This window comes from Lysinimonas soli, assembly GCF_042655435.1.
Classification (GTDB): Bacteria; Actinomycetota; Actinomycetes; order Actinomycetales; family Microbacteriaceae; genus Lysinimonas; species Lysinimonas soli.
This window is the reverse complement of sequence record NZ_JBHSMG010000002.1, coordinates 273,878-298,306: the sequence shown is the minus strand read 5'-3', so window position 1 is coordinate 298,306 and position 24,429 is coordinate 273,878. Positions and strand designations below refer to the sequence as shown.

Genomic DNA, 24,429 nt, shown 5'->3' with positions numbered 1-24,429 from the left:
TAGGCGCGCCCGGCTCGGCACGGCAGGGTCGATTCGGGCGCCGTCCCCACATGGTGGGAACAGGGCTTGCCGCCGGGAGCCCGCAGCGACCAGGCTGCAGCGCGTGACCGGACGGACCGGTCGATGACGCGGAGGTCATCATGGAACGGATCATCATCCTCACCGGAGACGCAGCCGAAACGCTCGAGGTCTTCTACCCGTACCACCGCCTCCAGGAGGCCGGGTACGAGGTGCACATCGCAGCTCCCGAGAAGAAGAAGCTGCAGTTCGTCGTGCACGATTTCGTTGACGGATTCGACACCTACACCGAGAAGCCGGGCCACAGTTGGAACGCCGACATCGCCTTCGCGGACGTCGACCCGGCCGACTACGTGGCCGTCGTCGTCCCCGGGGGTCGCGCACCCGAGTACATCCGCAACAACGTCGACGCGAAGCGCATCGTGAAGGCGTTCTTCGATCGCAACGCGCCGGTCGCCGCGACCTGCCACGGACCGCTGCTGCTGGCCGCTGCCGGAGTGCTCGCCGGCCGCACCACCTCGGCGTACCCGGAACTGGCCATCGACGTCGAGCTCGCCGGGGCGACCTTCGTCTCGGGGGGAGCCGTCGTCGACGGCAACCTGGTCAGCGCACGGGCCTGGCCCGACAACGGGACCTGGATGGGGGCGTTCGTCGAGGCGCTCGCCGCGGCGCGCATCCCCGCATGAGCCGCGCGGGGCGAGCGGTGCCCGACGCCGCTCAGAGCGGACCGAGCAGGGCTCCCGCCACGGTGCTGTGCACGGATTCGGTGTCGGACGGGTGGTAGATGCCCGCGAGCACGTCGCGTTGCAGCCGGGCGAGCTCGCTCGACGAGCGGTAGCCCCCGCCCCCGGCGACCCGCATCGCCTGATCGACGACGGTGCGCGCGGCCTCGGTCGCACGGTGCTTCGCCCCCGTCAGGTGGCGGAACCAGTCCGCGCCGTGGTCGGTGAGGGTGTCGACATCGGAGGCCAGCCCCTCGAGTTCGGGGCGCAGACCGTCGAGGGCGAGGGCGGCATCCGCGAGGCGCCAGCGGATGTCCGGGTCCTGTGAGTACGCCGCCCCGCCGTTCTTGAGGCTCGTGCGTCGGCGGGCGGCCTCGACCGCGAGCTCGAGCGCACGGTCGGCGATCCCGGCGTAGACCGAGCCGATCAGCAGCAGGAAGTTCGAGAAGATCCCGAAGACGAAGGGGTCCGCGTTCGGCCCGACCGGCAGGAACCGCGAGACGTCGGCGTCGGCGACGACCGCGCCGTCGAGCTTCGTGGTGTTGCTCTGCGTCGCGCGCATCCCCAGCGTGTCCCAGTCGTCGAGGGTCTCGACACCATCGATGGGGGTTACCGGGGTCGCGCGGCGGAGGAAGCCGTGGACGAGGCGCGGGCCGGACTCGGCACCCTCGCCCGCGGTCTGCTTGCCGAAGATCCCGAGTCGCGTCCAGGCGGGCGCGAGCGAGGTGAAGATCTTGGTCCCGGTGAAGGCGAACCCGCCGTCGACCCGCTCCGCGCTCGTGAGCGAGTCCCACAGCACGAGGTCGTTGCCCGCCTCGCTGTTGCCGAACGCGAAGAGCTCGCCGGCCGCGGCATCCGCCAGCACCCAGTCGAGGCTCGTGTCGCCCCGGTCGTGCAGCACCCGGGCCACCCCGACCCAGACGAGGTGCATGTTGATGCCGAGCGCTGTGGCCGGGGCGTAGGCCGCGAGCCGCCGCTGGTCGCGGGCGGTCTCGAGCAGGCTGCGCGGCGCGAGGTAGCCCGCGGCCCGCAGTTCGTCGAGGTCCTCGGCGAAGAAGGCGTTGTCGCGGTCATAGCCCGCGGCGCGGGAACGGATGCGGTCGAGGAGTTCGGGGCTCAGTGCGGACACGGTTTCAGGCTAGCCGCGACGCCTCGTCCGCGCCGCGGCGCGTGTCCGGGCCCATCAGCATGGTGACCGCGATGACCACCGCGAGAAGCACGATCAGCAGTACGGCGACCCCGACGAGCCCGAGCAGGGGGGCCGCCAGCGGAGCGCAGAGCATGAGTGCCGCGGCCGGCAGCACGACGACGGCCGGGACCTCGGAGCGCTCCACGAGCGGGCGGTGCAGCACCCAGATCAGCACCAGCACCACCGCGAGCGGCACCGCGACCGCCCAGCCGGCCACCGCATCCGGGACCTTGCCGGGATGCCCCGCCGCCTGTACTGCGACCTCGAGCCCGGCGCCCACCGCCGCGATCGCCGCGAACAGCAGGTAGTGCCCGTAGCCCCAGTAGAACGACAGGCCACGGCGACGGCGCAACCCCTCGGCCGAGGGCTGCAGGAAGTAGACCCACCACAGCCCGAACAGCATCGCCAACCCGGCGATGCCGACGGCGATGAGCGCCGGGCTGACCCCCGAGGCGGCGAGCGCCGACTGCACGCCGCTGGTCGCGGCGAGCACCCCCTCACCCAGCAGGATGATGACGAACAGGCCGTAGCGTTCGGCGATGTGCCCCGGATGCCACGGGTCGCGTCCGGCCCGGTTGGCCCAGACCGGAACGCTCAGCTCCACCAGCGCGAAGACCACGAACGAGACGGTCAGCCACTCGACGGGCAGCAGCAGGCGCAGCAGCCAGAGTCCCTGCGCCACCACGATCCCGATCGCGTATCTGCTCGAGACCGCCCGGGTCTGCGGGTGCTCGATGGCCGCCCGCACCCACAGCGCCACGAGTCCGAGCCGCATGATCAGGTAGCCGACCGCGATCGGGCGGTAGTCGGCGCCCTCGAACGCCGCGGGAACGCTCGCCGCGATCACCACGACACCGGCCATCTGCACGAACCCGAGCAGCCGGTAGAGGACGTCGTCGGTGTCGTAGCCCGACGAGAACCAGGTGAAGTTCATCCACGCCCACCAGATGGCGAAGAACACCATGAGGAACGGTCCGATGCCCTCGCCCAGCCGCCCGGCGATGATCGCGTGCGCGAGCTGGGTGACGACGCTGGCCACGGCCACGACGAACACGAGATCGAAGAGCAGCTCGAACGGGGTGGATGCGCGGTGCGACTCGTCGATCGAGCGGCCCTGCATGCGCACGTGGAAGCTCGCGGGCATGACGTGAGCCTATTGGGCCGGCGTCACGCGATCGCTCCGCGCGACAGCTCGTCGGCGATCGCACGCATCCCGAGCTCGACCTCGGCGAACGAGATCGTCAGGGGCGACAGGCCGAGCCGGATGCCGGTGGGCCGCCGGAAGTCCGGGATCACGCCGCGCGCCCACAGGCGCGGCATGATCGCCTCGAACCCGGGGTGGTCGAGCGTGAGGTGGGAGCCGCGGCGGGCCGGGTCGCGCGGGGTGGCGAGCACGGCATCCGGCAGCAGCTCGTCGGCGAGGGCGATCCCGAACTCGGTGAGGGCGATCGACTTGGCTCGGATCGTCTCGACGCCGGCCTCGGCGACCACGGCGATCGCGTCTTCGAGGCCGACCATGCCGAGCACCGGCGGCGTCCCGCTGAGAACGCGGCGCATCCCCGGTCCCGGCTCGTAGCCCTGCCCCATCTCGAAGGGGCGTGCCGAGCCCAACCAGCCCGCGATCGGCTGGCGGAAGTCCTCGAGCAGCTCACGGCGCACGTAGGCGAAGGCCGGCGATCCGGGTCCGCCGCCCAGGTACTTGTAGGTGCAGCCGACCGCGAGGTCGACTCCCCAGTCGTCGAGCGTGGTCGGCAGCACGCCGACCGAGTGGCACAGATCCCAGAGCACGAGCGCACCGGACGAGTGCACGAGCTCGGTGATCGCGGGCACGTCCGCGAGGAACCCCGAGCGGTAGGCGATCGACGAGAGCACCACAAGAGCGGTGCGCGCGCCGATCACCTCGGCGACGCGCTCCGGCGTCACGTCGCCCTCGTCGATCCAGCGCACGGTCAATCCGCGCTCGGCGGCGATCGCCTCGACCAGATAGCGGTCGGTCGGAAAGTCGTCGCGATCGATGACGATCTCCTCGCGCCCGGGCCGCAGCTCGAGGGCCGCGCGGATCAGCTTGTACAGCAGCACGCTCGTCGAGTCGCCGATCACGGTCTGGCCGGATGCCGCCCCCAGCGTCACCCGCCCGAGCTCGTCACCCAGCCGCACCGGCAGCTGCATCCAGCCCTCGTCCCAGCCGCGGATGAGTCGCTCGCCCCACTGCCGGCGCGCGACCTCCTCCACCCGGGCGACGGATGCCGCGAGCGGCCTCCCGAGCGAGTTGCCGTCCAGATAGGCGACCACGTCGGGCGCGGGCAGAAAGCGATCGCGGAACCGCGCGAGCGGGTCGGCGGCATCCAGCTCGGCGGCATCGGGTACCGCCGTGGACCCGGCAGACGTGCGGCTCATGCGCCGAGCCTATTCCGCGTCCGCGGCGGCACCCCGCGCGGCCCACTCCTCGTCGAGGATCGCGTAGACGCCCGTGTCGGCCCAGTCGCCGCGGAACATCAGGTCCTTCACGAAGTACGCCTCCTCGCGCATCCCGAGCCGACGGCAGAGCGCGATCGAGGCGTCGTTGCGCGGGTCGAGTTCCGCGCGCACCCGGTGCATCCCCAGCTCGCCGAAGGCGAGGTCGAGCATCGCTACGGCTGCCTCGTGCGCATACCCCTTGCCCTGGAAGTCGGGATGCAGCGTCCAGCCGATCTCGGCACCGCGGTTCTCGAGGCTGGCGATCGTCAGATACATGTGCCCGATCACGCGGCCGTCGACCACGATGGCGGGCTCGATCCAGTCGTGCTCCTCGGCCAGCCGCGTCGCCGCCGCGTACTTGCCGACCCACTCCACGACCTCGTCCCGGCTGCGGGCCTCGTGCAGCAGATACCGACAGACGTCGTCGCGACGCTGGTAGGCGTAGACCTCGTCCACGTCGTCGAGCGTCATGGGGCGCAGCACGAGCCGCTCGGTGCGCAGCGGCTCGACGAACTCGAAGCTCGGGGCAGGAGGACCGCTCACGGCGCCGACGGTACCACCTCACCACTTGTAGACACTGTCTACATCTGGGTCTATCGTGGGGCGATGACCGAATACACCACGTCCTCAGCCGGCGACCGGGTCGCGTACGACCGCTACGGATCCGGCCCGGCGATCGTCTTCATCGCCGGGGCCGGGCCCTCCAGAGCAAGCGATCCGGGCACCTCGCAGACGGCCGCGGCCGCCGGCCGGCACGGGATCACGACCATCGTCTACGACCGCCTCGGCCGCGGGGAGAGTCCGGCGCAGGGCGACCTCACCCTCGATCGCGAGTTGAGCGCCCTGGAGGCGCTGCTCGAGCTCGCCGGCGGCTCGGCCGCCCTCTGCGGCCACTCCTCGGGATGCACGATCGCCCTCGCCGCCGCCGTCCGCGGACTTCCGGTCACCGGCCTCCTGCTCTGGGAGGCGCCCCTCGGCGGCGTCTCCGACGCGAAGAACTGGAGCGTCGAGTTCGGCCGTCTCGTCTCCGCGGGCGAACTGGAGCAGGCCCAGATGCTCTACATGAAGGACATGCCCCCCGAGTGGCTCGACGGGGCACGGCGGTCCCCCGCGTGGCCCGCGATCTACGGACAAGCCGGGAGCCTCCGCGCCGACGCCGAATCGATCGCGTGGGCGGAATCGGCCCCGCTCGCCGAGCTGCTGCGCGACATCGCGATTCCGGTGGAGGTCGCCGTGGGGCGGGACACCCTCCCCATCATGACCGCGGCTGCCGCCGCCCTGGTCGCCGCGATCCCGGGGGCGGAGTCCGTCATCCTCCCGGGTGCCGACCACAGCTGGGATCCTCTCCCGATGGCCGAGGAGGTGGCGCGCTTCGTGCGGAGCCTCTCCTAGGCGCCGAGCTCCGCCAGAACGGCGACCAGCTGCTCGACCGCCCAGTCGAGCTCCTCGCGCTCGACGACGATCGGCGGGGCGAGGCGGATCGTCGAGCCGTGCGTGTCTTTCGCCAGCACGCCCCGCGCGGCGAGCGCCTCGCACACCTCGCGGCCGCCGGCCAGCGCGGGGTCGATGTCGATACCCGCCCAGAGGCCGGCCCCGCGCACCGCCACCACGCCGTGACCGACCAGCGCGCGCAGCGAGCCCAGCAGGTGCTCGCCCAGCTCGGCGGCCCGGCGCTGGTAGTCGCCGGTCTCGAGCAGCCCGACGACCGCGAGTCCGACCGCCGCGGCGAGCGGGTTGCCGCCGAAGGTCGAGCCGTGCTCGCCGGGTCGCAGCACTCCGAGCACCGACGCATCGCCCACGACCGCGCTCACGGGGACGATCCCGCCGCCGAGCGCCTTGCCGAGCAGGTAGAGATCGGGGATGACCCCCGCGTTGTCGCACTGGAAGGTCGCCCCGGTGCGGCCGAGGCCCGACTGGATCTCGTCGGCGATGAACAGGATGTTGCGCTCGCGCGTCATGCGCCGCACCGCGGGCAGGTAGTCGGCCGGCGGCACGATGATGCCGGCCTCCCCCTGGATCGGCTCGAGCAGCACGGCGACGACGTCGTCGTCGAGCAGCGCCTCGAGGGCAGCCGCGTCACCGTAGGGGACCGACACGAAACCCGGGGTGAACGGACCGAAGTCGGCTCGGGCATCCGGATCGTTCGAGAAGCTGATGATCGTGGTCGTGCGCCCGTGGAAGTTGCCGTGGGCCACCACGATCTTCGCCCGGTCGTGCTCGACGCCCTTGACCCGGTAGCCCCAGGCGCGGGCGATCTTGATCGCCGACTCCACCGCCTCGGCGCCCGTGTTCATCGGCAGCACCATGTCTTTACCGGCGAGCCGCGCGAGGCCCTCCAGGAACGGGCCGAGGACGTCGTTGTGGAAGGCCCGGCTGGTGAGGGTGACGCGATCGAGCTGGGCCCGCGCGGCATCCACGAGCACCGGATGCCCGTGCCCGAAGTTCACCGCCGAGTACGCGGCCAGGCAGTCGAGGTAGCGCTTGCCGTCGACGTCGGTGACCCAGGCGCCGAAGGCCTCGTGCACCACCACCGGAAGCGGGTGGTAGTTGTGCGCGCCGTACTCCTCGACCTGGGTGATGTACCGAGCCGTCGCCGAACTGGTCGAGGTCGCGGTCATCGTCGAAGCTCCAGGGTGCAGCACTTGACCCCGCCGCCGCCCAGCAGCAGCTCGGAGAGGTCGACGCCGTGCGGTGTGAACCCGCGCTCGATCAGCTGCCGCTCGAAGTCCTTCGCGCGGGCGGCGATGATCACGTTCCTGCCGTCGCTGAAGCTGTTGAGGCCGAGAACCGCGGCGTCCTCGTCGGTCACGAGGATGGCATCCGGGAACCGTTCCTGAAGGATGGCGAGCGAGGCCGCGTCGAAGGCCTTGGGCAAATAGGCCACGCTGCCTCGCCCGCCGTCGGAGTCGAGCACCGCGAAGGCGGTGTCGAGGTGGTAGAAACTCGGGTCGACGAGGGTCAGGGTGACCACCTCGCGGCCGTAGATGCGCCGCAACTCGTCGTGGCTCGCGGCGTCACTGCGGAACCCGGTGCCGGCGTAGATGGTCTCGCCGACGAGCAGGAAGTCGCCTTCGCCCTCGTTGGTCGAGACCGGCTCGCGCACCTCGAAGCCGTCCGCGCCGAACCAGTCCATGTAGGCGGGACCCTCGGGCTGGCGCTCCGGGTACTGGAACTTGGCGCCGTAGGCGATGCCGTCGAGCACGAAGCCGCCGTTCGCGGCGTACACCATGTCGGGCAGACCGGGCAGGCCGTCGATCAGCTGCACCTCGAAACCGAGCTCGAGGTACTTCGCGTAGAGCGTCTCCCACTGGCGCACGGCGAGGCTCGTGTCGGTGGGGGCCTCGGGATGCATCCACGGGTTGATGCGGTAGCTCACGGTGAAGTGACTCGGCCGGCACATCAGCACGGTGCGGCGCGTGGCGACGCGCTCGGGGGCGGAGGAGGCGGGCTGGGTCAACGTCATCCGTCCAGTGTCGCACGCACGCATCCAGAGGTTCAGAGCTTCGGGCGCACCGAATCTGCGTACATCACTGCCGCAATGCACAGAAACTGCGTACTCTTACCCGGTGGACAATCTCGACTACGGCATCCTCGACCTGCTCCGCCAGAACGCCCGCGCCGGCTACGGCGACATCGGCGAGCGCGTGGGTCTCTCGGCCTCGGCCGTGAAGCGCCGCGTCGACCGGCTCGTGGCCGACGGGGTCATCCGGGCGTTCACGATCCAGGTCGACCCGGCCGTCGACGGGCTCGGCACCGAGGCCTACGTCGAGCTGTTCTGCCGCGGCACGGTCGCCCCCGACGAGCTCAAGCGCATCCTCTCGGGCGTGCCCGAGGTCGTCGACGCCTCGACCGTCACGGGGTCGGCCGACGCCATGGTGCACATCCGCTCCCGCGACATCCCCTCGCTCGAAGACGCACTCGAGCGGGTGCGGATCGCGCCCAGCGTCGACCACACGCGCAGCGCGATCGTGCTGTCGCACCTGATCCACCGCAACTACGACTGAGATCCCCGGCCTCGGCGAGGGACGGGACGACTACGCGGCTCCCGGCTGCGACAGGCGCGCCGCCAGCGGCCATTCCTCGCCCAGGATCACCTGACGGGCCGCGCCGGTGGCACGATTGACCAGCACCGGCGCCATCAGGTTGACCACGGGTGCGCCCTCCGAGATGGTGGCGACCACCAGGACACGGGTCGTGTCGGGCCGTCCGCCGATGGAGGCGTAGTTCTCGTCGTCGAAGGCGGGCTCATACCAGGGCAGGTACACCGGCGCGTCCAGCACGAACAGACGGATGCCCGGCTCGCCGGAGGAGCGCATCGTATGCAGGCCCGGTGCACCCTCGACCTCGTCGAGCGTGAAGTCGCACAACGGCGCGAGTCCGGGAGGCGACTCGACGAAGCTCAGCGCCGTTGTCATCGCAGGAACGACATCAGAGTGGGCTGAAGCGCCTTGCTCGTCACACCGAGGGCGGCCTGGTACGCGTTCTGCTGCGCCGAGAGCTCGACCAGGGTCTTGGTGAGATCGACACCGTCGACTCCGGATCGCTGCGTGGTCAGCTGCGCCGCCTGTGCGGTCAGCGCGCTCTGCCCCTGCTGCACTGCGTTGTAGTTCGCCGCGACGAGCGACTGCTGACTCGAGACGGCCGAGATGCGGGAGTCGATCGCGGAGAGTTGGCTCGTGACGTCGGTGCCCGCCTGGATCCCACTCGTGATCGTGTCGATGAGCGCGAACACCGATCCGGCGCCCACTCCATAGCTCGCGGCGCCGTCACCGCTCACCGAGACCGTCGTCGACGCGCCGATGGCACGGCTGACCGTCGTGCCCGGAGTGCCGTTATAGGCGTAACCGCTGCCCGAGAACGCCGCCCCCGCATCGGAGTTGCCCGCGAAGACCGGTCGCCCCAGGTAGCTCGTGTTCGCCTGACTGAGCAACTCGGCCTTCAGGCCCTGCAGCTGCGAGACGATCGACGCCTTCGCGGTGGCGCTCAGCGTCGGATCGCCGCTTCCCACGACGAGCGATCGAACGCTCTGCAAGGACGTCACCGAGGCGCTGAGCGCACCCCCGACGGCCGTCAGCCAGTTCGTGGCGTCGTGGGCGTTGCTGCTGTACTGAGCGTTCGCGGCCTGCTGCCGCTTGAGTGCCAGCGACATCGCCATGCCGTTCGGGTCATCCGACGGCTTGCTGATGGCCTGTTGGCTCGACGCCTCGTCCTGCAGCACGGACAGCTGTTGCAGCTGGGTCTGCAGGTTCGCCTGCGAGTTGGCGAGGATCATCTGATCCGTCACTCGGGAGATCAATGGGTGCCCACCTATCCGGTCTTGTTGATGAGGGTGTCGAGCATGTCGTTCACGGCGACCATGACGCGCGCCGCCGCACTGAAGGCGTTCTGATAGGCGAGCATGTTGGTCGTCTCCTGGTCGGTGTCGACCGCCGAGACGGAGGATTGCGACGCGACGGCCGAGGCCAAGCCCGCCGATGTGAGAGTCGCCTGACTGTTCGCGGCCTTGGCCATCTCGCCGGTTCGCACGACGAAGGTCTCCCACTGGCTGTCGGCGCCCGTCGTCGAGCTCATGAGTTGCGCGAGGGAACCGGCGATGTCGCCGTTCGCCGCGCCGGCTCCCGGGGTCGCCGCCGCGATCCCGCTGGAATCGACGGGGATCACGCTCAGACCGAGCGCCGGCGGCCGGGAAGCATCGAGGGCGAAGAAGGCCAGCCCCGTCACGCCGCTCGGAGTGGCCCCGGTCTGCATGATGGAGTTGACCGAGTTCGCGACGGTGGTGGCCAGCGAGTTGTAGCTCTGGGCCGCCTCGGCGATCGCGCCGCCGGTCGCGGTCCCGTTCGCCGGGGCGAGCATCGCGAGTTCGGCACCGAGGGTTCCCCCCGAGATCCCAGCCGTCGCCGACGGGTTGTCGACGAATCCGATGGTCACCGGGGCAGCGGCGGCGCCCGCGAGGTTCGGCGACCCCGACGCCGCGATGCTGTTGACCACGGTGCCCGCCACGAGCTGGTTGCCGCCGAGGAGGATGTCGGTGGTGCCGTCGGCATTGCTGCGCACCGTCGCGCCGCTCAGATTCGCCAGGGTCGTCGCCAGGGTGCCCACCTGGTCCATCAGGCCGTTGGCATTGCCGCCCGCCGCGACGATCGATCGGATCTGGCCGTTGAGCGCCGCAACCCGGGTCGCCGCCGCATTGACGCTCGCGACCGTCGTGTCGACCCCCGACCGCACCGACGACCACTGGCTCGATGCCGCGGTGTATCCGGAGGCGATCAGCGCGGCGACGCGCCCGCCTGCAGCGATGACGGCGGTGGCCGCCGACGACGAATTCGACGTCGTCGACACGTTCTGCCACGCCGACCAGAAGCTCTGCAGGGCCGACGACAATCCGTTGCCGCCCGGTTCGTTCAGAGCTGCTTCGATCGCACTCAACTGAGTCGCCGCTTCGTGCGCGTAGCCGTCCGCCGCGGAGGTCACTCTCAGCTGCGCGTCGGCGAACGGGCTGTCGACCCGGGTGGCGGCGTTGACCGCGACGCCGTCACCCACTTGCAGGGGATCTGCGAAGCCGGACTCGGAGGCCGGCGTCATCGACGAGGTCGACGCCACCTGCCGTGAGTACCCGACGGTGGTCGAGTTGCTGATGTTGTCGCCGACCACCGTCAGCCCCTGCCGCGCGGCCACCAGGCCGGTGAACGCCGTGTTCAATGCGCCGAAGGAGCTCGTCATGCCCTACAGCCTCCCGTCGAAGATCTGGCCGCCCGGCGGCCAGTCGCCGGTGTTGCCGCGAGAGTCGTAGGTGGCCGCCTCCGGTGAGATCGACGCGAGTGTCTCGTGCGTCACCCGGGCGGCGGCCCGGAGGTACTGCACGTTGGCGTCGCGGAGTTCGGCGATCGACGAGGCCAACTCGGACAACGCACCGAGGTGACCCGTGAAGTTGTCGCGCCACGCATCGGTCGGCGCCGCCGCGATGATCGAGCGCAGCGACGCGTCGTCACCGACTCCCCACTCGTCGCCGACGATCGCGACTTCCATCGCGCGCTCAATGCCGTTCTCGCGGAGGCGTTCGAGCACCTGCTCGACCTCGCGAGTCGCGAAGGGGAGCCAACGGGTCTTGCCCGCGGTGAGCAGGAGCTTCTCCTCTTCGAGCTTGAACATCAACACCTCGAGGAGTTCGCGTTCGCGCCAGAGCAGCGTCGAGAGTTCTTGCGCACCCATCGGCTCCACTTCCTGTGTCTCGGTCGGCGACAATCCCACGTCCTCGCTCCAGTGTGACGCACCCGAGTGGTGCCGTCACTGAGCACCATCGACCGATCTCGGCGGCGCGTTACGGAAATTCGCGCCGAGCGCCGAAAAAAATCTGCAAAGTACCACATCGTGAGAATCAATTTCGTTGTTCTTTGAAACCAAAACAGGGGGCTCCAGTTCTGGGGGGTTCTCGCCGAGGGGGCAGTGGGAAAGGATCTGGACAAACCCACCCCTCACCCTGGGTGGACGCGCTTACCCAAGCAGCCACACGCTCGCCGCTCCACACGTCGCCCCCGCCGCGGGGTCAGCCGATCCAACCAGCACGACCGCATCGATCCCGAATGTCGGAACAAGAACATCCTTGTGTCCAGATTTCCTAGGGAGCCGCGCGATGGACCGCAGTGAGCGCAACGCGCTAGTCGTCGAGAACCTGCCGCTGGTCGGCTACCTCGTCTCGGAAGTGTGGGGCCGCGCCACCCACCTGTCGCGCGACGATCTCGCCTCGGCAGGAGCGGTCGCCCTCATCACCGCCGCCGACGCGTTCGACCCCGAACTGGGCGTGCCGTTCGGCGCCTATGCCCGGCGCCGGGTGCTCGGGGCCTTCGCCGACGAGATGCGGTCCTCCGACTGGGCGACCAGGACCATCCGCCATCGCATCCGCGAGGTGCTGCAGGTGAAGGAGACGCTCACGGCGGCGCTCGGACGGGACACGACCGTCGACGAAGTGGCCTCGGCACTCGGCGTCGACCGGGCCACCGCCGCCGAGGCCCTGGCCGACGCGTCGCGATCCATCAGCTCCCTGGATGAGAGCGTCGGCGACCTGCTTGCCGCCGAGATGTCGTCGCCGGAGGACGCCTTGGTGACCGCGGAACGTGCGGGGATCGTGCGCGCGGCGGTCGAGGCCCTCCCCGAGCGGATGCGCTACATCGTCACCGAGATCTACTTCAACGACAGGACGGTCAAGGAGCTGGCCGAAGAACTCGGCTCAACGCATTCCGCCGTCTCGCAGCAGCGCTCCGAAGGCATCCGACTGCTGCGCGACGGCCTCGAGACGCACTACGCGGACGACGCCGCCGCCCAGCAGGTGCCCAACTCGCGGATCGCCGAGTCCCGCCGCACCGCCTACCTCGCGCGGCTCGCGCAGACCGCCGGGCTCGGAATCGTCGGCGTCGCGCACCGTGCCCCCCGGTGGGAGGCCGCCGCCTCCTAGCCGCCGAGGAAAAATCTTCGACGAACTGCTAACGCGCGCAGACGCCCTGCCGAGTGTCTCCATCGTCAGCCCACGGATGGGCCGACGCACAACGCCAAATCATGGAGGAACACAATGGCACTCAGCATCACCAACAACATCGCAGCACTCAACGCCTATCAGAACCTCACGGACGTCCAGGACAAGCTCACCTCGTCCATCGCGAAGCTCTCGAGCGGCAAGGCGATCACCTCCGCGGGAGACAACGCGGCGGGTCTGGCCATCTCCACGGGACTCACCTCCCAGGTGAACGGCCTCAACGTCGCCGCGACCAACGCCCAGTCCGGACTCGATGTCGTCCAGACCGCCAGCGGCGCTCTCACCCAGGTGACCAGCATGCTGCAGCGTCTGCGCGACCTCGCGGTTCAGGCGGCCAACGACTCGAACAGCGTGGCGTCTCGCGCTGACATCGCGACGGAGGCCACTCAGATCACCAACGAGCTCACGCGAATCAGCACGGCCACGAACTACAACGGCAGCAAGCTGCTCGACGGTTCGGCGACGGCGCTGAACTTCCAGGTCGGCGCCAACGCCGGCGCGGACAACACCATCACGGTCAACCTGACCGCGGCCAACGTCGGCGCGGTCGCCACCGCGCTCACCACGGGAGCCGGCGCGCTCGACTTCACCTCGAACGCCACGGCCCAGGCCTCCATCACCTCGATCGACACCCAGCTGAGCACCGTCTCGACGGCGCAGGCGACCTTGGGAGCCGTGCAGAACCGCTTCACCGACGCCATCGCGTCGGTGAACGTCGCCGCACAGAACCTCAACTCGGCCAGCTCGCAGATCACGTCGACCGACATGGCGAAGCAGATGGTCATCTTCACGGGCGAGCAGGTGCAGTCGCAGGCGGCGACCGCGATCCTGGCTCAGGCGAACCAGCTGCCGCAGGGCATCCTGAAGCTCCTGCAGTAAAGCCCCCGTCGTCCGGCGGCGGAGCAGGCCTGAACCGTCTCGCCTCCGCCGCCGGGCACCCTCCAGCATCCACCGACACGAAGGAGCGGACGCGGTGACCACGACCAGCGTGACCACGTCGACGAACTCGGCGGGAGCATCCGTGCTCGCCGGCGTCGTCAGTGGCTTGAACACGTCTGCCCTGGTCGCGGCCGAGATCGCGGCCGAGTCCGGTCCCCGCGACGCGCTGCAGACGCAGATCGGCACCGACAACACCCTGCTCACCGCTCTTCGCTCCTTGAACACCTCCTACGCGACGCTCGCGACCCAGGCCGCGGCCGACGCGGCCAGCAACGCCTGGAACGTCTTCACCGCCTCGAGTTCGGACCCCAGCGTCACCGCGTCGACCACGACCGCCGCGAGCGCCGGCTCCGTCTCGTTCTCCGTCAACGCGGTCGCCGCGGCCCAGGTCGAGGTGACCGCCCCGATGGAGGATTCCAGCACGACACCGAGCTACACGATCGTCGGCAGCACGGGAACACCGGTGGCCATCACCCCGGCATCCGGATCCGTCGCCGACATCGTGGCCGCCATCAACTCGTCTTCCGCGGGAGTCTCCGCGATTGCGATCGCATCCGGCAAGGATGCGACGACGGGTGCGGCGCTGTACCGGCTTCAACTCACGTCATCCCACACCGGCGCTTCGGGTGCGTTCGGTATCTATCAGGGATCGCCGAGTGATGTCAGCGCCGGTACAGCGCCGAACCTCCTCAGCCAGCCCGGCGCCGCCAGCATCCAGTCGGCGTCGGATGCCTCGGTCACGCTCTGGGCGGGCACGGCGGCGGCGCAGACGGTGACCTCGAGCAGCAACAGCTTCTCCGACCTCCTCCCCGGCGTCACGGTGTCCGTCTCGAAGGTGGTCTCGACCCCCGTGACGCTGACCATCGCGCAGGACACCGCGACGATCACCAACGCCGCCTCGACCCTGGTCTCGGGGGTCGATGCGCTCCTGCAGTCGATCGCCTCGAGCAGCGCGATCACCTCGAGCAGCGATTCCTCCGGCACCACGACCACCAAAGGCGGGCCGTTCACCGGCGACAGCCTGATCAGGGATGCGGCCTACTCGCTCTTCAACGCGGTCGCTCAACCCGCCAACGGCACCTCGCCGGCCCGCATCGGGATCAACATCAACCAGGACGGTTCCATCACCTTCGACGCGACGGCGTTCCAGGCCGCTCTCAGCTCCGACCCCGCCGGCACGCACGCCCTGCTGCAGAGCATCTCGAGCGCGGTGGCGGCGCAGGCCCGCACCCAATCGGACGCGGTGACCGGTGCGCTGACCACGCGCATCTCGAGTCTCACGGGCGACATCAGCGGGCTGAACGCCCAGGTGGCGGCCTGGACGACCGAATTGGCGGCGCGGCAGACGGCGCTCGAAACCGCGTACGCCGCGATGGAGACGCAATTGAGCAGCCTGAAGACCCAGTCGAACTGGTTGAGCCAGCAGTTCCCGACCAGCGTGAACAGCAACGGATCGAGGGGCTGATGTCGGTCACCGCCGGCGCCGATGCGCGCGCCGCCTACGTTCGCGACTCCGTGACGTCCGCCTCACCCGCCCATGCTCTCGTGATGCTCTACGACCGCCTGCTGCTGGATCTGCGCTGGGCGGAGCGCTGTCAGGACACGGGCGACTGGATGAGCGCGAGCGCCCACCTCATCCACGCCCAGGACATCATCGCCGAACTGGCCGGCACCCTGAAGCCCGAGCTCTGGAGCGGGGGTCCCGCCCTGATGTCGCTGTACGTCTACCTCCTCGGCATCCTCAGAACGGGGAACGCCTGGCGCGACATCGAGCCGACTCGCGAGGCGATCGAGTTGCTGGAGCCCCTGCGCCTCGCGTGGCATGCCGCGACCGACGGCTCCGCCGTGCCGCTCGCGCCGACGCGGTTGTCGGCTGTTGGCTGACGACCTCGGCTCCTGGAACGAGCTGCTCGACGAACTCGACCGGCAGCTGGTGCGATCGCACCCCGGATTCGGCCTTGGCAACGTGCCCTCCGGGATCTGGAGCATCGATGAGCTCCGCGACTCGATCGGCCCCCTCGGGCCGATCCCGGATCCGCTGATCCCCCGAGCGCGCCGGACCCTCGTCGAGTACGAGGACGCCTTCGCTCGCATCCAGGAAGCGAAACGTGTCGTGGGCGACCACCTCGACATGCTCCAGAGCCTGCGCGGACGCGAGGCAGCGCATCCGGTGTACTTCGATCACGTGGGCTGAGCGCCAGGGTCGCATGGGGGACTTTCGGCCGCACTGCTAACCGGGTCGCGGCGACGGCCGATAGCTCTCGGTAGAGCAGGATCGCTCGATGCAGAAGGCCAGGGATCGGCCGCCCGTCCTTGTACCTCCGTGCGCGAAAGACAGGTCCCGGTGCTCAACTCGATCTCGATCAACGCTCTCTCCAGCGCGCTCGCCGGGCTCTCCGCCCGACAGACCGCCACGGCCAACAACATCGCCAACATCAACACCCCGGGCTATCGCGCGCAGACGGTCTCGTTCGAATCGGCGCTCGCGGCCTCGGTGCAGGCGGGCAGCGGTGTCGTCACTCCGACGAAGGGGCTCTCTCTCGAGCCGACGCAGCTCGACGGCAACAACGTCAACCTCGACACCGAAGACATCACCAATGCCAACACGGTGCTCCAATACCAGTTCGCGAGCCAGGCGATCAGCCAGGAGCTCACGTCGATCGTCCCCGCGTTGAGCGTCAACTGATGAGCATGAACGCGATCGGGATCGCCGGTTCCGGGCTCGATGTGAACCGCCAGTGGCTCAACGCCATCTCGGACAACATCGCCAACATGAACAACGCGACGGCCACCAGCGGTCCCGCGTTTCAGGCTCGCTACGTCGTCGCCGAAGCCGGGGCGGGCACCTCGGGGGTCTTCGTCAAGGGAACGGTGCTCGGCGACTCGACCGGCATCGTCGTGAACGACCCGAGCAACCCGCTTGCCGACGCTCAGGGGAACGTGCGCATGCCCGACATCAACCTCGGCGACCAGATGGGGCAGCTCATCATGGCCCAGCGCGCCTACGAGGCCAACGCCAAGGTGGTCTCGGATGCGCAGGCCACCTACCAGGCGGCCATCGCGATCGGAAAGGGCAACTGATGTCCATCCCCTCCATCTCGTCGATCATCGCAACCACGAGCACGCCTCATGTCACGGCACCGAACGCCCCCGCCTCCGTCGATGGAGGCAGCTCGTTCGGCTCGGCCATGATCGACGCGCTCAACTCGGTGCAGTCGGCCCAGGCCACGGCCGACCAACTCAACATCGCGGCCGTCACCGGCAACCTTCCCGACATCGCCCAGGCCACGATCGCCTCGACGCGGGCGCAAGTGGAGGTTCAGCTCGTCTCGGCGGTGCGCAACCGCGCCGTTGACGCCTTCAACAGCATCATGAACATGAGCGCGTGATGCCTCCCGCCCTGATGGCCGCCCTGCGGCGTTTCACCCACACCCTCCGCGAGTTCACCGTCGGCCAGCGCACGCTCGCGATCATCGGCCTCGCCGTGCTCGCTGTCGGAGGCATCGGATTGACGGCCTGGTTGAGCCAGCCGAGCTACTCACCCCTGTTCACCAGCCTGTCTCCCGCCGACGCCGGCTCGATCACGACGCTGCTGCACACCGACGGCGTTCCCTACCAGCTCGCAGACGGGGGCAACACGATCCTGGTCCCCGAGCAGGACGTCGACTCCGAGCGACTCAAGGCGGCCTCCGCCGGGCTTCCGAGCCTGAGCAACGACGGCTACGGCCTGCTGAACAACCTCGGCGTCACCGCATCGGCCTTTCAGCAGACGACGACGTATCAGCGCGCACTCCAGGGCGAACTCGCCAACACCATCGAGGCGATGAACGGAGTGCAGACGGCATCCGTGAAGCTGGCCATTCCCGACCAGACCGTCTTCACCTCCCAGCAGGCACCGACGACCGCCTCGGTCTTCGTGCGCACCCAGGGCAACGCGACCCTCGGCAGCGCGCAGGTCGCCGCGATCACCCACCTGGTGGCGGCGTCCGTCGACAACCTCAAGCCGAGCAACGTCTCGGTGGTCTCCGCCGATGGCACCCTGCTCTCGGGGTCCGGCGCGACGGGAACCAACGACACGGCGTCGTCATCGACGTACGAGTCGCGCACCCAGTCCAGCGTGCAGGCGATGCTCGACCGCGTTCTCGGCGCCGGCAACTCGACAGTGGTGGTCTCGGCGGACCTCTCGAAGGACTCCGCGCAGCGAGTCACACAGACCTACACCTCGCCGAGCAACGCCCCCGCCATCAATGAGCAGAGCAGCACGACCGTCGACAGGGGCTCCGTCAGCTCCGGGGCGACCGGGGTGCTCGGCCCCGACAACATCGCGGTGCCCACCGGCACGAGCACACCCGGAACGGGGAGCTACACGACGTCGACGACCAAGAACAACGCGATCAATCAGACCACCGAGACCACGACGATCCCCGCGGGAGCGCTCGATCGCCAGACGATCTCGGTCGCCGTGAACAAGTCGGCGGCGGCGGGGATCTCGGCGGCGAGCATCGAGCAGCTGGTATCGGGGGCCGCGGGCGTCGACACCAAGCGCGGCGATCAGGTCGACGTTCAGCTCGTCCCGTTCAGCAAGGCGGGAGCCGTGCAGGCCCAGACCGCCATCAGCACCCAGAGCGGGGCGGAGACCCAGCAGAACATCGTGAAGATCGCGACGACGGCCCTCACGGTGCTCGGGGTGCTCCTGGGGCTCTTCCTGCTCTTCCGATTCCTCACCGGGGCGTCGAAACGGCGGGCGGCGACGCCGCTCGACCTCGGGCCGCTCGACGTGCATCCTCTGGGTGGCCTCGACCCCGAGCTCGACCTGCTCGACTACCCGTCGATCGCGGCGCAGAACGCGCCCAACGTCGCGCTGCCCCTCGAGGCTCTCGCAGAGGTTCCGGAATACTCCCGGATGCGCGCGAGCATCGATCGGATGTCAGCCACCGACCCGCAGCGCACCGCCGAGTACCTGCGGTCTCTCATGGATGACAAGCAGACCGCATGAGCGAGCCCGCGCCGACCGGTCTGACGGGCATCCAGAAGGCTGCCCTCGTCATCATGCAGTTGAGCCAGGACCACGCCGCCGAAGTCATGCGGCAGTTCTCGGAGCCGGAGGCCGAGGAGATCATCGGAGAGATCGTGCGTCTTCGGCGCGTCGACGCCGCCCTCGTCGATGTGACGATCGCCGAGTTCTACGAGCGCACGCAGAAGTCGGTCACGCAATCCCGTGGCGGCCTCGAGTTCGCCGAGGAACTGCTGCAGGCCTCGTTCGGCGCCGAGCGCGCCGCCGGGTTTCTCGATCGGGTCTCGTCGACCATGGCGGGCACCTCGTTCGAGTTCCTCGATGCAGCGGATCCGCACCAGATCTCGAGCCTGCTCGCCGGCGAGCTCGCCGAGACAAGAGCCCTCGTGCTCGCCCACCTCGCGCCGGGAAAGGCGTCGCAGGTCCTTGCCAAGTTCGAGGCGAGTGCACAGCTCGATGTGGCGCAGGCCATCGCCAGCATGCGCGCCGCGACCCCCGAAGCGGTGAGCATCGTCGCCGACAACCTTCGCCGATCGGCCCGATCGGTCGTGACCCCGCGTGAGCGCGCCGAGGTCGTCGGCGGCGTGCAGCCTCTCGTCGACATCATCAACCGTGCCGACGTCGCGACCGAACACGAACTCCTCGAGGCCCTCGACGCCCGCGACCCGAAACTCGCCGAGGAGGTGCGCTCGCGGATGATCACCTTCGCCGACATCGTGCGCCTCGAGGGGAAGGACGTGCAGCAGGTCTTGCGCGGCCTGGATGTCCTCACGCTCGCGACCGCACTCAAGGGCGCGGCGCCCGAACTCATGGCCATCGTCCGCGACAACATCTCGGAGCGGAATCGCGAGTCGCTGGACGACGAGCTCACGAGCCTCGGGCGCGTGCGCAAGAAGCAGATCGACGAGGCACGAGCTGAGATCTCGCGCGCGATCCGCGAACTCGAGGCCCAGGGCATCATCTCGCTGCAGCGCAGCGACGAGGTGGAGGACGAGTATGTCAGCTGACACCGCGTTCTCGGAGCTGCGCTACCCCGCGATCGCCTCGGCCGCCGGGGACGACGACGCAGAGCTGGCCAGAGTGCGCGGGCACGCCGCGGGGTACGCGGCGGGGCTCCGTGCGGCAGAGTCCCACGCGGCGATCGCCACGGCCCAGGCGCGCGCGGAACGCGAAGCGCTGCACGCCTCGTCGAAGGCGGCTCTGAGCTCCGCGGTCGACGCTCTCGGAGCCGCGGTCGCACGACTCGCCGAGGTCTCGGCGCCAGTGCTGGCCGATGCCGACGCCGCTCTGCTCGCCGCTGCCATCGAACTCGCCGAATCGATCCTCGGCCGCGAACTCGCCGATGGCGACGCGTCGGCGCGCGCCGCGATCGCGAGGGCGCTCGCGGCCGCCGAGCAGGATTCCATCACGGCCGTGCGACTCAACCCCGCCGACCTCGCCGTGCTCCGCGCGCACGGAATCGGGTCGCCCCCGGTCCGTCTGCTCGAGGATCCCACCCTCTCCCGCGGCGACGCCGTGGTCGAGATCCTCGACGCGCGCATCGACGCCCGCATCTCGTCTGCTCTCGACCGTGCCCGCGCCGCGATCGGTGCGCTGCCGTGAACCCGACGCTCGCCTACCGTCCGACTGGCATCGACGAGGCCCTCCTGGCGAGCCGTCCGGAGCGGATCGGGTCGGTCGATTCCGTCGTCGGCCTCGGCATCCGCATCACGGGCCTGCCCGCCGCGATCGGCGAGCTGGTCACCATCGCCGACGGTGTTCGTGCCGAGGTGGTCGCGGTCGCGCGCGACTCCGTGACGGCGATGCCTCTCGACCCGCTCACCTCGGTGACGGCAGGAACCGAGGTGCGCACGACCGGGCGACCCATGACCGTCCCCGTCGGTCCAGGACTCCTCGGTCGCGTGCTCGACGCGGCAGGCGACCCCATCGACGGGCGCGGCCCCGTGCGCTCCCTCGGCCGAGTCGAGGTCGACAACGGCGCGCCGTCGTCTCTGCTGCGGGCCCGGATCCAGCATCCGCTTCCCCTGGGGGTCCGTGTGCTCGACACCCTCACGACGGTGGGCAGGGGGCAGCGCCTCGGGCTGTTCGCCGGTTCGGGCGTCGGCAAGTCCTCGCTGCTGTCGATGATCGCGCGCGGAACCTCGGCCGAGGTGTCGGTGATCGCCCTCATCGGCGAGCGGGGTCGCGAGGTCCGCGAGTTCCTCGAGGACGACCTCGGCGCCGAGGGACTCGCGCGGTCGATCGTCATCGTGTCGACGGCCGACCAACCCGCGCTCATGCGGGTGCGGGCGGCCTTCACCGCCACCCGGATCGCCGAGTCGTTCCGCGACACCGGAGCGCACGTGATGCTCATGATGGACTCGGTCACGCGAGTGGCCTCCGCGCAGCGCGAGGTCGGACTCTCGGCGGGCGAGCCACCCGCCACGCGGGGGTATCCCCCCTCGGTCTTCGGTCTGCTCGCGCGCCTGCTCGAGCGCGCGGGGACGGGACCGAAGGGGTCGGTCACCGGCGTCTACACGGTGCTGGTCGACGGCGACGACCACAATGAGCCGATCGCCGACGCCGCCCGATCCATCCTCGATGGGCATGTCGTGCTCGATCGCAAGCTCGCCATCGCCGGGCACTTCCCCGCGGTCGACGCGCTCGCATCGGTATCGCGAGTCGCCTCGCAGGTGACGTCGACGCAGCAGCGCGAACTCGCTGTGGCGTTGCGGCGGGTCATCGCCGCCCGCGCGGCAGCCCAGGACCTCCTCGATGTCGGGGCGTACCAGCGCGGGGCGAATCCGCTGGTGGATGCCGCGGTGGAGCACGAGGCGCGGATCAGGGCGTTCCTCACCCAGAGCATCGGCGAGCGATCGACGGCCGAGCAGTCGTGGTCGGAACTGTCACGCCTCGTGCACGAGTTGGGGGGCGCCTCATGACCGCACCGTTCTCCCTGGCCGCGCTGCTGCGGCTGCGTCGCCTTCAGCACGACCAGGCGGCCGCCGAGGTCTCGACCTCGCGGGCGCGCGCCGCCGAGCTGGCCGCGCGTCGACGCTTCGCCGAGAACTCGCTCGCCCGACTCATGTCGTCCGACGGCGCTGCCGAGAGCCTTCACTGGGCGGCGGCCGCTCGCGCCGCATCGTCGAGCGCCCTGGGCGAACTGAGCGTCCTCGAAGAGGTCACCCAACGCCATCTGGTCGAGAGCCAGTCTCGACTCGCCGAGACCCGCGCGCAGGCGATCAGCCTCGAGAAGCTCGAGGCCCGGCACGACGAGGCCACCCGAAAGGACGAACTCCGCCGGGAGCAGAACCTTCTCGACGAGATTCCGGCCCGCACGGCCCCGCCCACCCGCGGAAAGGGGACATCATGAGCGCCGTCAGCCTGCTCGGTTCGCTCCAGCAACTGCAGGCGAACCTCGCCAGCGCGTTCCCGAGTCGCGTCTCGTCGTCCGCGGCGAGCGCGAGCTCGACCCTCGATCCGTTCTCGCAGGTGCTCGCGGCGCTGTCGCCGTCGACCGCCACCACCTCGAGCGCCTCCGGCTCCGCGGTCTCGGGCTCGCAGGTGGTCACGGATGCCCGCAAGTACCTCGGCGTCCCCTACGTGCTCGACGGGGAGAGCACCTCGGGCATCGACTGCTCCGGTCTCGTGCAACTGAGCTACAAAGACCTCGGAATCACGCTTCCTCGGACCGTGCACGAGCAGAAGCTCATGGGGACCGCGGTCCCCTCCCTCGCGCAGGCGCAGCCCGGCGACCTGATCGTGTTCAAAGGCGGGGGGCACGTGGCGATCTACGAGGGAAACGGCCGCGTTCTCCACGCGCCGTACCCCGGGCGCGTCGTGTCGGACCAGAAGCTCTGGGTCGGCGACTCGGGAATCGAGACCATCCGACGGATCGTCCCCGACGCGGGCGGCGCCACGGGCGCCGCTCCCGCGACGACCGCGGCATCGACCACGGCCCCGACCAGCGCCGCGGTTCAGGCGGCCGCCCTGGCCACCGTGCGGGCCGTCATCCAAGCGGACTTCGGCCTGCTCTCCGGCTCGACCGCCACGACGGGTCGGACGACGGCCGCATCCTCGCCCCTCACCTCCGCGATCCAGGCGCTGGCCGGGTCGGTGGGATCGGGGGTTCCGTCGGCGACCGCGGCATCCAACGCCACCGCGGCTCAGCAGGTGCTCGCGACCATGCGGGCCGCACTCGCACAGGTGTCGTCGTGAGCGCCCTCGCCGTGGGCTCGGCCCCACTCGACCTGGCAGTCGCAGCGCCGCGCCCCGCCGGGGGGTCGGACGGGGACGCCTTCGCCGCGGAACTGAGGTCGGCGAGCACCTCGGCGACGATCTCGCAGGATCCCACGACCGCGGGCCGCCCGACCGCCTCGACCGCGACGGACGCGGCACCGACGCCCGGCCGCGGCGCCGATCCGGCGACGGCGCCGGCCCCGATATCGGAACCGGCCGGCGTGCTGACCGCCGCGGCGCCCCCTGCGCCCGTGACCGGCGTTCCGAGCGTGCTCGCGCCCACCGGGTCGCCCCTCGGCGATCCCCCTCCGGCGCGCGGCGACGCCACGCCACCGGGAACGGCACCGAGTTCAGGAACGGACGGGCCGCTCCCGGGAAGCCTCCCGGCGCCGGTCACCGACGCGCCCTCGGAGGTGACCTCGCCGGTGACCTCGAGTGCGGCGGCGAGCATCCCGGGGATCGACGGAGCGACGCCCTCCGGCCCGCATCGCGCTGCGCGGCATGGCACGGCTGCCGGCACCGCCTCGGACGACGGTTCCGCCGCGCCCCTGGCACCTTCGGCCCCGGCGACCGCCGACGCCGTCATCCCGGCTCCGGTGTCCGCATCGACGGCAGCGGTCGGCGCGGTGGCGGCCCCCTCCCCGGGTCCGGTGGTGACCGCCCCGCCGAGCGCGTCGCCGGCGGCGGCGCCGATGGGGGATCGTGGTCAGGCGGCACCCGGCGCGGCGCAAACGCCTCCGGTCGTTCCCGCATCCCCCTCGACAGCGCAGCTCGCCCCCGCTGCGAGCACCGGCACCCCGCGGACGGTCACGAAGACGGTCGCCTCGGTCACCGGCCCGGCGCCGACGGCCGACGTTCCGATCGCGGCCGCGGGGACGACCCCGATTCCGCACGCATCGGAGAGCGTCCCGGTCGCGCCGCCGACCGCTCCGACCCTCGCAGCGCAGCTCGCCCCCACCCTGCTCAGCCTGCGCAGAACGGACCCCGGCACGCATCTGCTCACCGTGACCGTCTCCCCCGACGCGATCGGCCCGGTCACGGTGCGAGCGCACGTCACGGCCGAGGGCATCCGCATCGAGCTCAGCGCGCCCACCGAGCAGGGCCGAGATGCCTTGAGTTCGATGCTGCCGGAGTTGCGCAGGGATCTGTCGCACGGCGGCATGAGCGCCGGGCTGAGCCTGGCCTCGCCGGACTCCGGCGGCGCCCACGGCGGCAGCCGCTCCTTCACCCCGAACGAACGCCCGACCCCGCCGTCCGGCACGAGCGCTCCCCGCGTGCCGCTGCCGAACGGGTCACCCACGACCACGAGCACCACCGGCCTCGACGTGCTCGCCTAGAAGGAAAG

General features: G+C 70.2%; 28 protein-coding genes. 18 read left to right on the top strand and 10 right to left on the bottom strand.

The features are described 5' to 3' along the window. Positions 1-140: 140 nt before the first annotated feature. Positions 141-704: a DJ-1/PfpI family protein gene (locus ACFPJ4_RS09040; protein ID WP_386740077.1), complete on the top strand. Its 564-nt coding sequence runs from the start codon at positions 141-143 to the stop codon at positions 702-704. Between the two features lie 31 nt (positions 705-735). On the opposite strand, the gene ACFPJ4_RS09035 is transcribed toward ACFPJ4_RS09040, so the two are convergent. The 4 genes from ACFPJ4_RS09035 to ACFPJ4_RS09020 are packed head-to-tail and all read right to left on the bottom strand — an operon-like array spanning position 736 to position 4,929. After that, complete coding sequence (locus ACFPJ4_RS09035; protein WP_386740076.1) at positions 736-1,869, bottom strand: acyl-CoA dehydrogenase family protein; 1,134 nt, start codon at positions 1,867-1,869, stop codon at positions 736-738. 4 nt (positions 1,870-1,873) lie between these two features. Further along, entirely contained in the window at positions 1,874-3,073 is a 1,200-nt protein-coding gene (locus ACFPJ4_RS09030) for a low temperature requirement protein A (RefSeq protein ID WP_386740075.1), read from the bottom strand. A 23-nt stretch (positions 3,074-3,096) separates the two neighbouring features. Then, entirely contained in the window at positions 3,097-4,326 is a 1,230-nt protein-coding gene (locus ACFPJ4_RS09025; protein ID WP_386740074.1) for a kynureninase, read from the bottom strand. 9 nt (positions 4,327-4,335) lie between these two features. Continuing rightward, positions 4,336-4,929: a GNAT family N-acetyltransferase gene (locus ACFPJ4_RS09020; protein WP_386740073.1), complete on the bottom strand. Its 594-nt coding sequence runs from the start codon at positions 4,927-4,929 to the stop codon at positions 4,336-4,338. Between the two features lie 63 nt (positions 4,930-4,992). On the opposite strand from ACFPJ4_RS09020, the gene ACFPJ4_RS09015 reads away from it, so the two are divergent. Continuing rightward, entirely contained in the window at positions 4,993-5,778 is a 786-nt protein-coding gene (locus ACFPJ4_RS09015) for an alpha/beta fold hydrolase (protein WP_386740072.1), read from the top strand. Here the strand turns inward: ACFPJ4_RS09015 and rocD are convergent. Both rocD and ddaH read right to left on the bottom strand, forming a co-directional pair. Further along, entirely contained in the window at positions 5,775-7,004 is a 1,230-nt protein-coding gene (gene rocD / locus ACFPJ4_RS09010) for an ornithine--oxo-acid transaminase (protein WP_386740071.1), read from the bottom strand. The two genes, ACFPJ4_RS09015 and rocD, sit on opposite strands and share 4 nt — an antisense overlap. After that, positions 7,001-7,849: a dimethylargininase gene (ddaH, locus tag ACFPJ4_RS09005; protein WP_386740070.1), complete on the bottom strand. Its 849-nt coding sequence runs from the start codon at positions 7,847-7,849 to the stop codon at positions 7,001-7,003. Before ddaH ends, rocD begins: the two co-directional genes overlap by 4 nt. A gap of 103 nt (positions 7,850-7,952) precedes the next feature. Between ddaH and ACFPJ4_RS09000 the strand changes: the two genes are divergently transcribed. Then, on the top strand, positions 7,953-8,390 hold the full coding sequence (locus ACFPJ4_RS09000; protein ID WP_386740069.1) for an Lrp/AsnC family transcriptional regulator: 438 nt from the start codon (positions 7,953-7,955) through the stop codon (positions 8,388-8,390). 30 nt (positions 8,391-8,420) lie between these two features. Here the strand turns inward: ACFPJ4_RS09000 and ACFPJ4_RS08995 are convergent, their stop codons facing one another. Genes ACFPJ4_RS08995 through ACFPJ4_RS08980 form a run of 4 tightly spaced genes read right to left on the bottom strand, consistent with a single transcriptional unit; the run spans position 8,421 to position 11,595 of the window. Then, the gene (locus ACFPJ4_RS08995; protein ID WP_386740068.1) at positions 8,421-8,801 is read right to left on the bottom strand and encodes a flagellar assembly protein FliW; all 381 of its coding nucleotides are present in this window, start codon (positions 8,799-8,801) and stop codon (positions 8,421-8,423) included. Beyond that, the gene (locus ACFPJ4_RS08990; protein ID WP_386740067.1) at positions 8,798-9,670 is read right to left on the bottom strand and encodes a flagellin N-terminal helical domain-containing protein; all 873 of its coding nucleotides are present in this window, start codon (positions 9,668-9,670) and stop codon (positions 8,798-8,800) included. Before ACFPJ4_RS08990 ends, ACFPJ4_RS08995 begins: the two co-directional genes overlap by 4 nt. Positions 9,671-9,693: 23 nt before the next feature. Beyond that, positions 9,694-11,106 carry a flagellar hook-associated protein FlgK gene (gene flgK, locus ACFPJ4_RS08985; protein ID WP_386740066.1) on the bottom strand — a complete coding sequence of 471 codons (1,413 nt, stop codon included), beginning with the start codon at positions 11,104-11,106 and terminating at the stop codon, positions 9,694-9,696. A 3-nt stretch (positions 11,107-11,109) separates the two neighbouring features. Further along, a complete protein-coding gene (locus ACFPJ4_RS08980) occupies positions 11,110-11,595 on the bottom strand; it encodes a flagellar protein FlgN (RefSeq protein WP_386740065.1) in 486 nt (161 codons plus the stop codon). Between the two features lie 421 nt (positions 11,596-12,016). On the opposite strand from ACFPJ4_RS08980, the gene ACFPJ4_RS08975 reads away from it, so the two are divergent. From ACFPJ4_RS08975 to ACFPJ4_RS08905, 15 genes are all read left to right on the top strand, one after another. Next, on the top strand, positions 12,017-12,835 hold the full coding sequence (locus ACFPJ4_RS08975) for a sigma-70 family RNA polymerase sigma factor (RefSeq protein WP_386740064.1): 819 nt from the start codon (positions 12,017-12,019) through the stop codon (positions 12,833-12,835). 114 nt (positions 12,836-12,949) lie between these two features. Continuing rightward, positions 12,950-13,792 carry a flagellin N-terminal helical domain-containing protein gene (locus tag ACFPJ4_RS08970; RefSeq protein ID WP_386740063.1) on the top strand — a complete coding sequence of 281 codons (843 nt, stop codon included), beginning with the start codon at positions 12,950-12,952 and terminating at the stop codon, positions 13,790-13,792. A gap of 94 nt (positions 13,793-13,886) precedes the next feature. Beyond that, complete coding sequence (gene fliD, locus ACFPJ4_RS08965; RefSeq protein WP_386740062.1) at positions 13,887-15,317, top strand: flagellar filament capping protein FliD; 1,431 nt, start codon at positions 13,887-13,889, stop codon at positions 15,315-15,317. Continuing rightward, positions 15,317-15,736 carry a flagellar export chaperone FliS gene (locus ACFPJ4_RS08960; protein ID WP_386740061.1) on the top strand — a complete coding sequence of 140 codons (420 nt, stop codon included), beginning with the start codon at positions 15,317-15,319 and terminating at the stop codon, positions 15,734-15,736. The genes fliD and ACFPJ4_RS08960 overlap by 1 nt, the downstream gene beginning before the upstream one ends. Further along, positions 15,729-16,046: a hypothetical protein gene (locus ACFPJ4_RS08955; RefSeq protein ID WP_386740060.1), complete on the top strand. Its 318-nt coding sequence runs from the start codon at positions 15,729-15,731 to the stop codon at positions 16,044-16,046. The genes ACFPJ4_RS08960 and ACFPJ4_RS08955 overlap by 8 nt, the downstream gene beginning before the upstream one ends. Before the next feature lie 150 nt (positions 16,047-16,196). Further along, positions 16,197-16,538, top strand: coding sequence for a flagellar basal body rod protein FlgB (locus ACFPJ4_RS08950; protein WP_386740059.1), 342 nt, complete (start codon positions 16,197-16,199; stop codon positions 16,536-16,538). Then, positions 16,538-16,933 carry a flagellar basal body rod protein FlgC gene (locus ACFPJ4_RS08945; protein WP_386740058.1) on the top strand — a complete coding sequence of 132 codons (396 nt, stop codon included), beginning with the start codon at positions 16,538-16,540 and terminating at the stop codon, positions 16,931-16,933. The genes ACFPJ4_RS08950 and ACFPJ4_RS08945 overlap by 1 nt, the downstream gene beginning before the upstream one ends. Next, on the top strand, positions 16,933-17,241 hold the full coding sequence (locus ACFPJ4_RS08940) for a flagellar hook-basal body complex protein FliE (protein ID WP_386740057.1): 309 nt from the start codon (positions 16,933-16,935) through the stop codon (positions 17,239-17,241). Before ACFPJ4_RS08945 ends, ACFPJ4_RS08940 begins: the two co-directional genes overlap by 1 nt. Continuing rightward, complete coding sequence (gene fliF / locus ACFPJ4_RS08935) at positions 17,241-18,848, top strand: flagellar basal-body MS-ring/collar protein FliF (protein ID WP_386740620.1); 1,608 nt, start codon at positions 17,241-17,243, stop codon at positions 18,846-18,848. Before ACFPJ4_RS08940 ends, fliF begins: the two co-directional genes overlap by 1 nt. Further along, positions 18,845-19,873, top strand: coding sequence for a flagellar motor switch protein FliG (fliG, locus tag ACFPJ4_RS08930; RefSeq protein WP_386740056.1), 1,029 nt, complete (start codon positions 18,845-18,847; stop codon positions 19,871-19,873). Before fliF ends, fliG begins: the two co-directional genes overlap by 4 nt. After that, a complete protein-coding gene (locus ACFPJ4_RS08925) occupies positions 19,863-20,468 on the top strand; it encodes a FliH/SctL family protein (RefSeq protein WP_386740055.1) in 606 nt (201 codons plus the stop codon). The genes fliG and ACFPJ4_RS08925 overlap by 11 nt, the downstream gene beginning before the upstream one ends. Continuing rightward, a complete protein-coding gene (locus ACFPJ4_RS08920) occupies positions 20,465-21,787 on the top strand; it encodes a FliI/YscN family ATPase (RefSeq protein ID WP_386740054.1) in 1,323 nt (440 codons plus the stop codon). The genes ACFPJ4_RS08925 and ACFPJ4_RS08920 overlap by 4 nt, the downstream gene beginning before the upstream one ends. After that, positions 21,784-22,218 (top strand): flagellar export protein FliJ, encoded by a 435-nt coding sequence (locus ACFPJ4_RS08915; RefSeq protein WP_386740053.1) that lies wholly within the window; start codon positions 21,784-21,786, stop codon positions 22,216-22,218. Before ACFPJ4_RS08920 ends, ACFPJ4_RS08915 begins: the two co-directional genes overlap by 4 nt. Further along, positions 22,215-23,063, top strand: a complete 849-nt coding sequence (locus tag ACFPJ4_RS08910) for a C40 family peptidase (protein WP_386740052.1) — start codon at positions 22,215-22,217, stop codon at positions 23,061-23,063. The genes ACFPJ4_RS08915 and ACFPJ4_RS08910 overlap by 4 nt, the downstream gene beginning before the upstream one ends. Then, entirely contained in the window at positions 23,060-24,421 is a 1,362-nt protein-coding gene (locus ACFPJ4_RS08905) for a flagellar hook-length control protein FliK (RefSeq protein WP_386740051.1), read from the top strand. Before ACFPJ4_RS08910 ends, ACFPJ4_RS08905 begins: the two co-directional genes overlap by 4 nt. Positions 24,422-24,429: the final 8 nt, after the last annotated feature.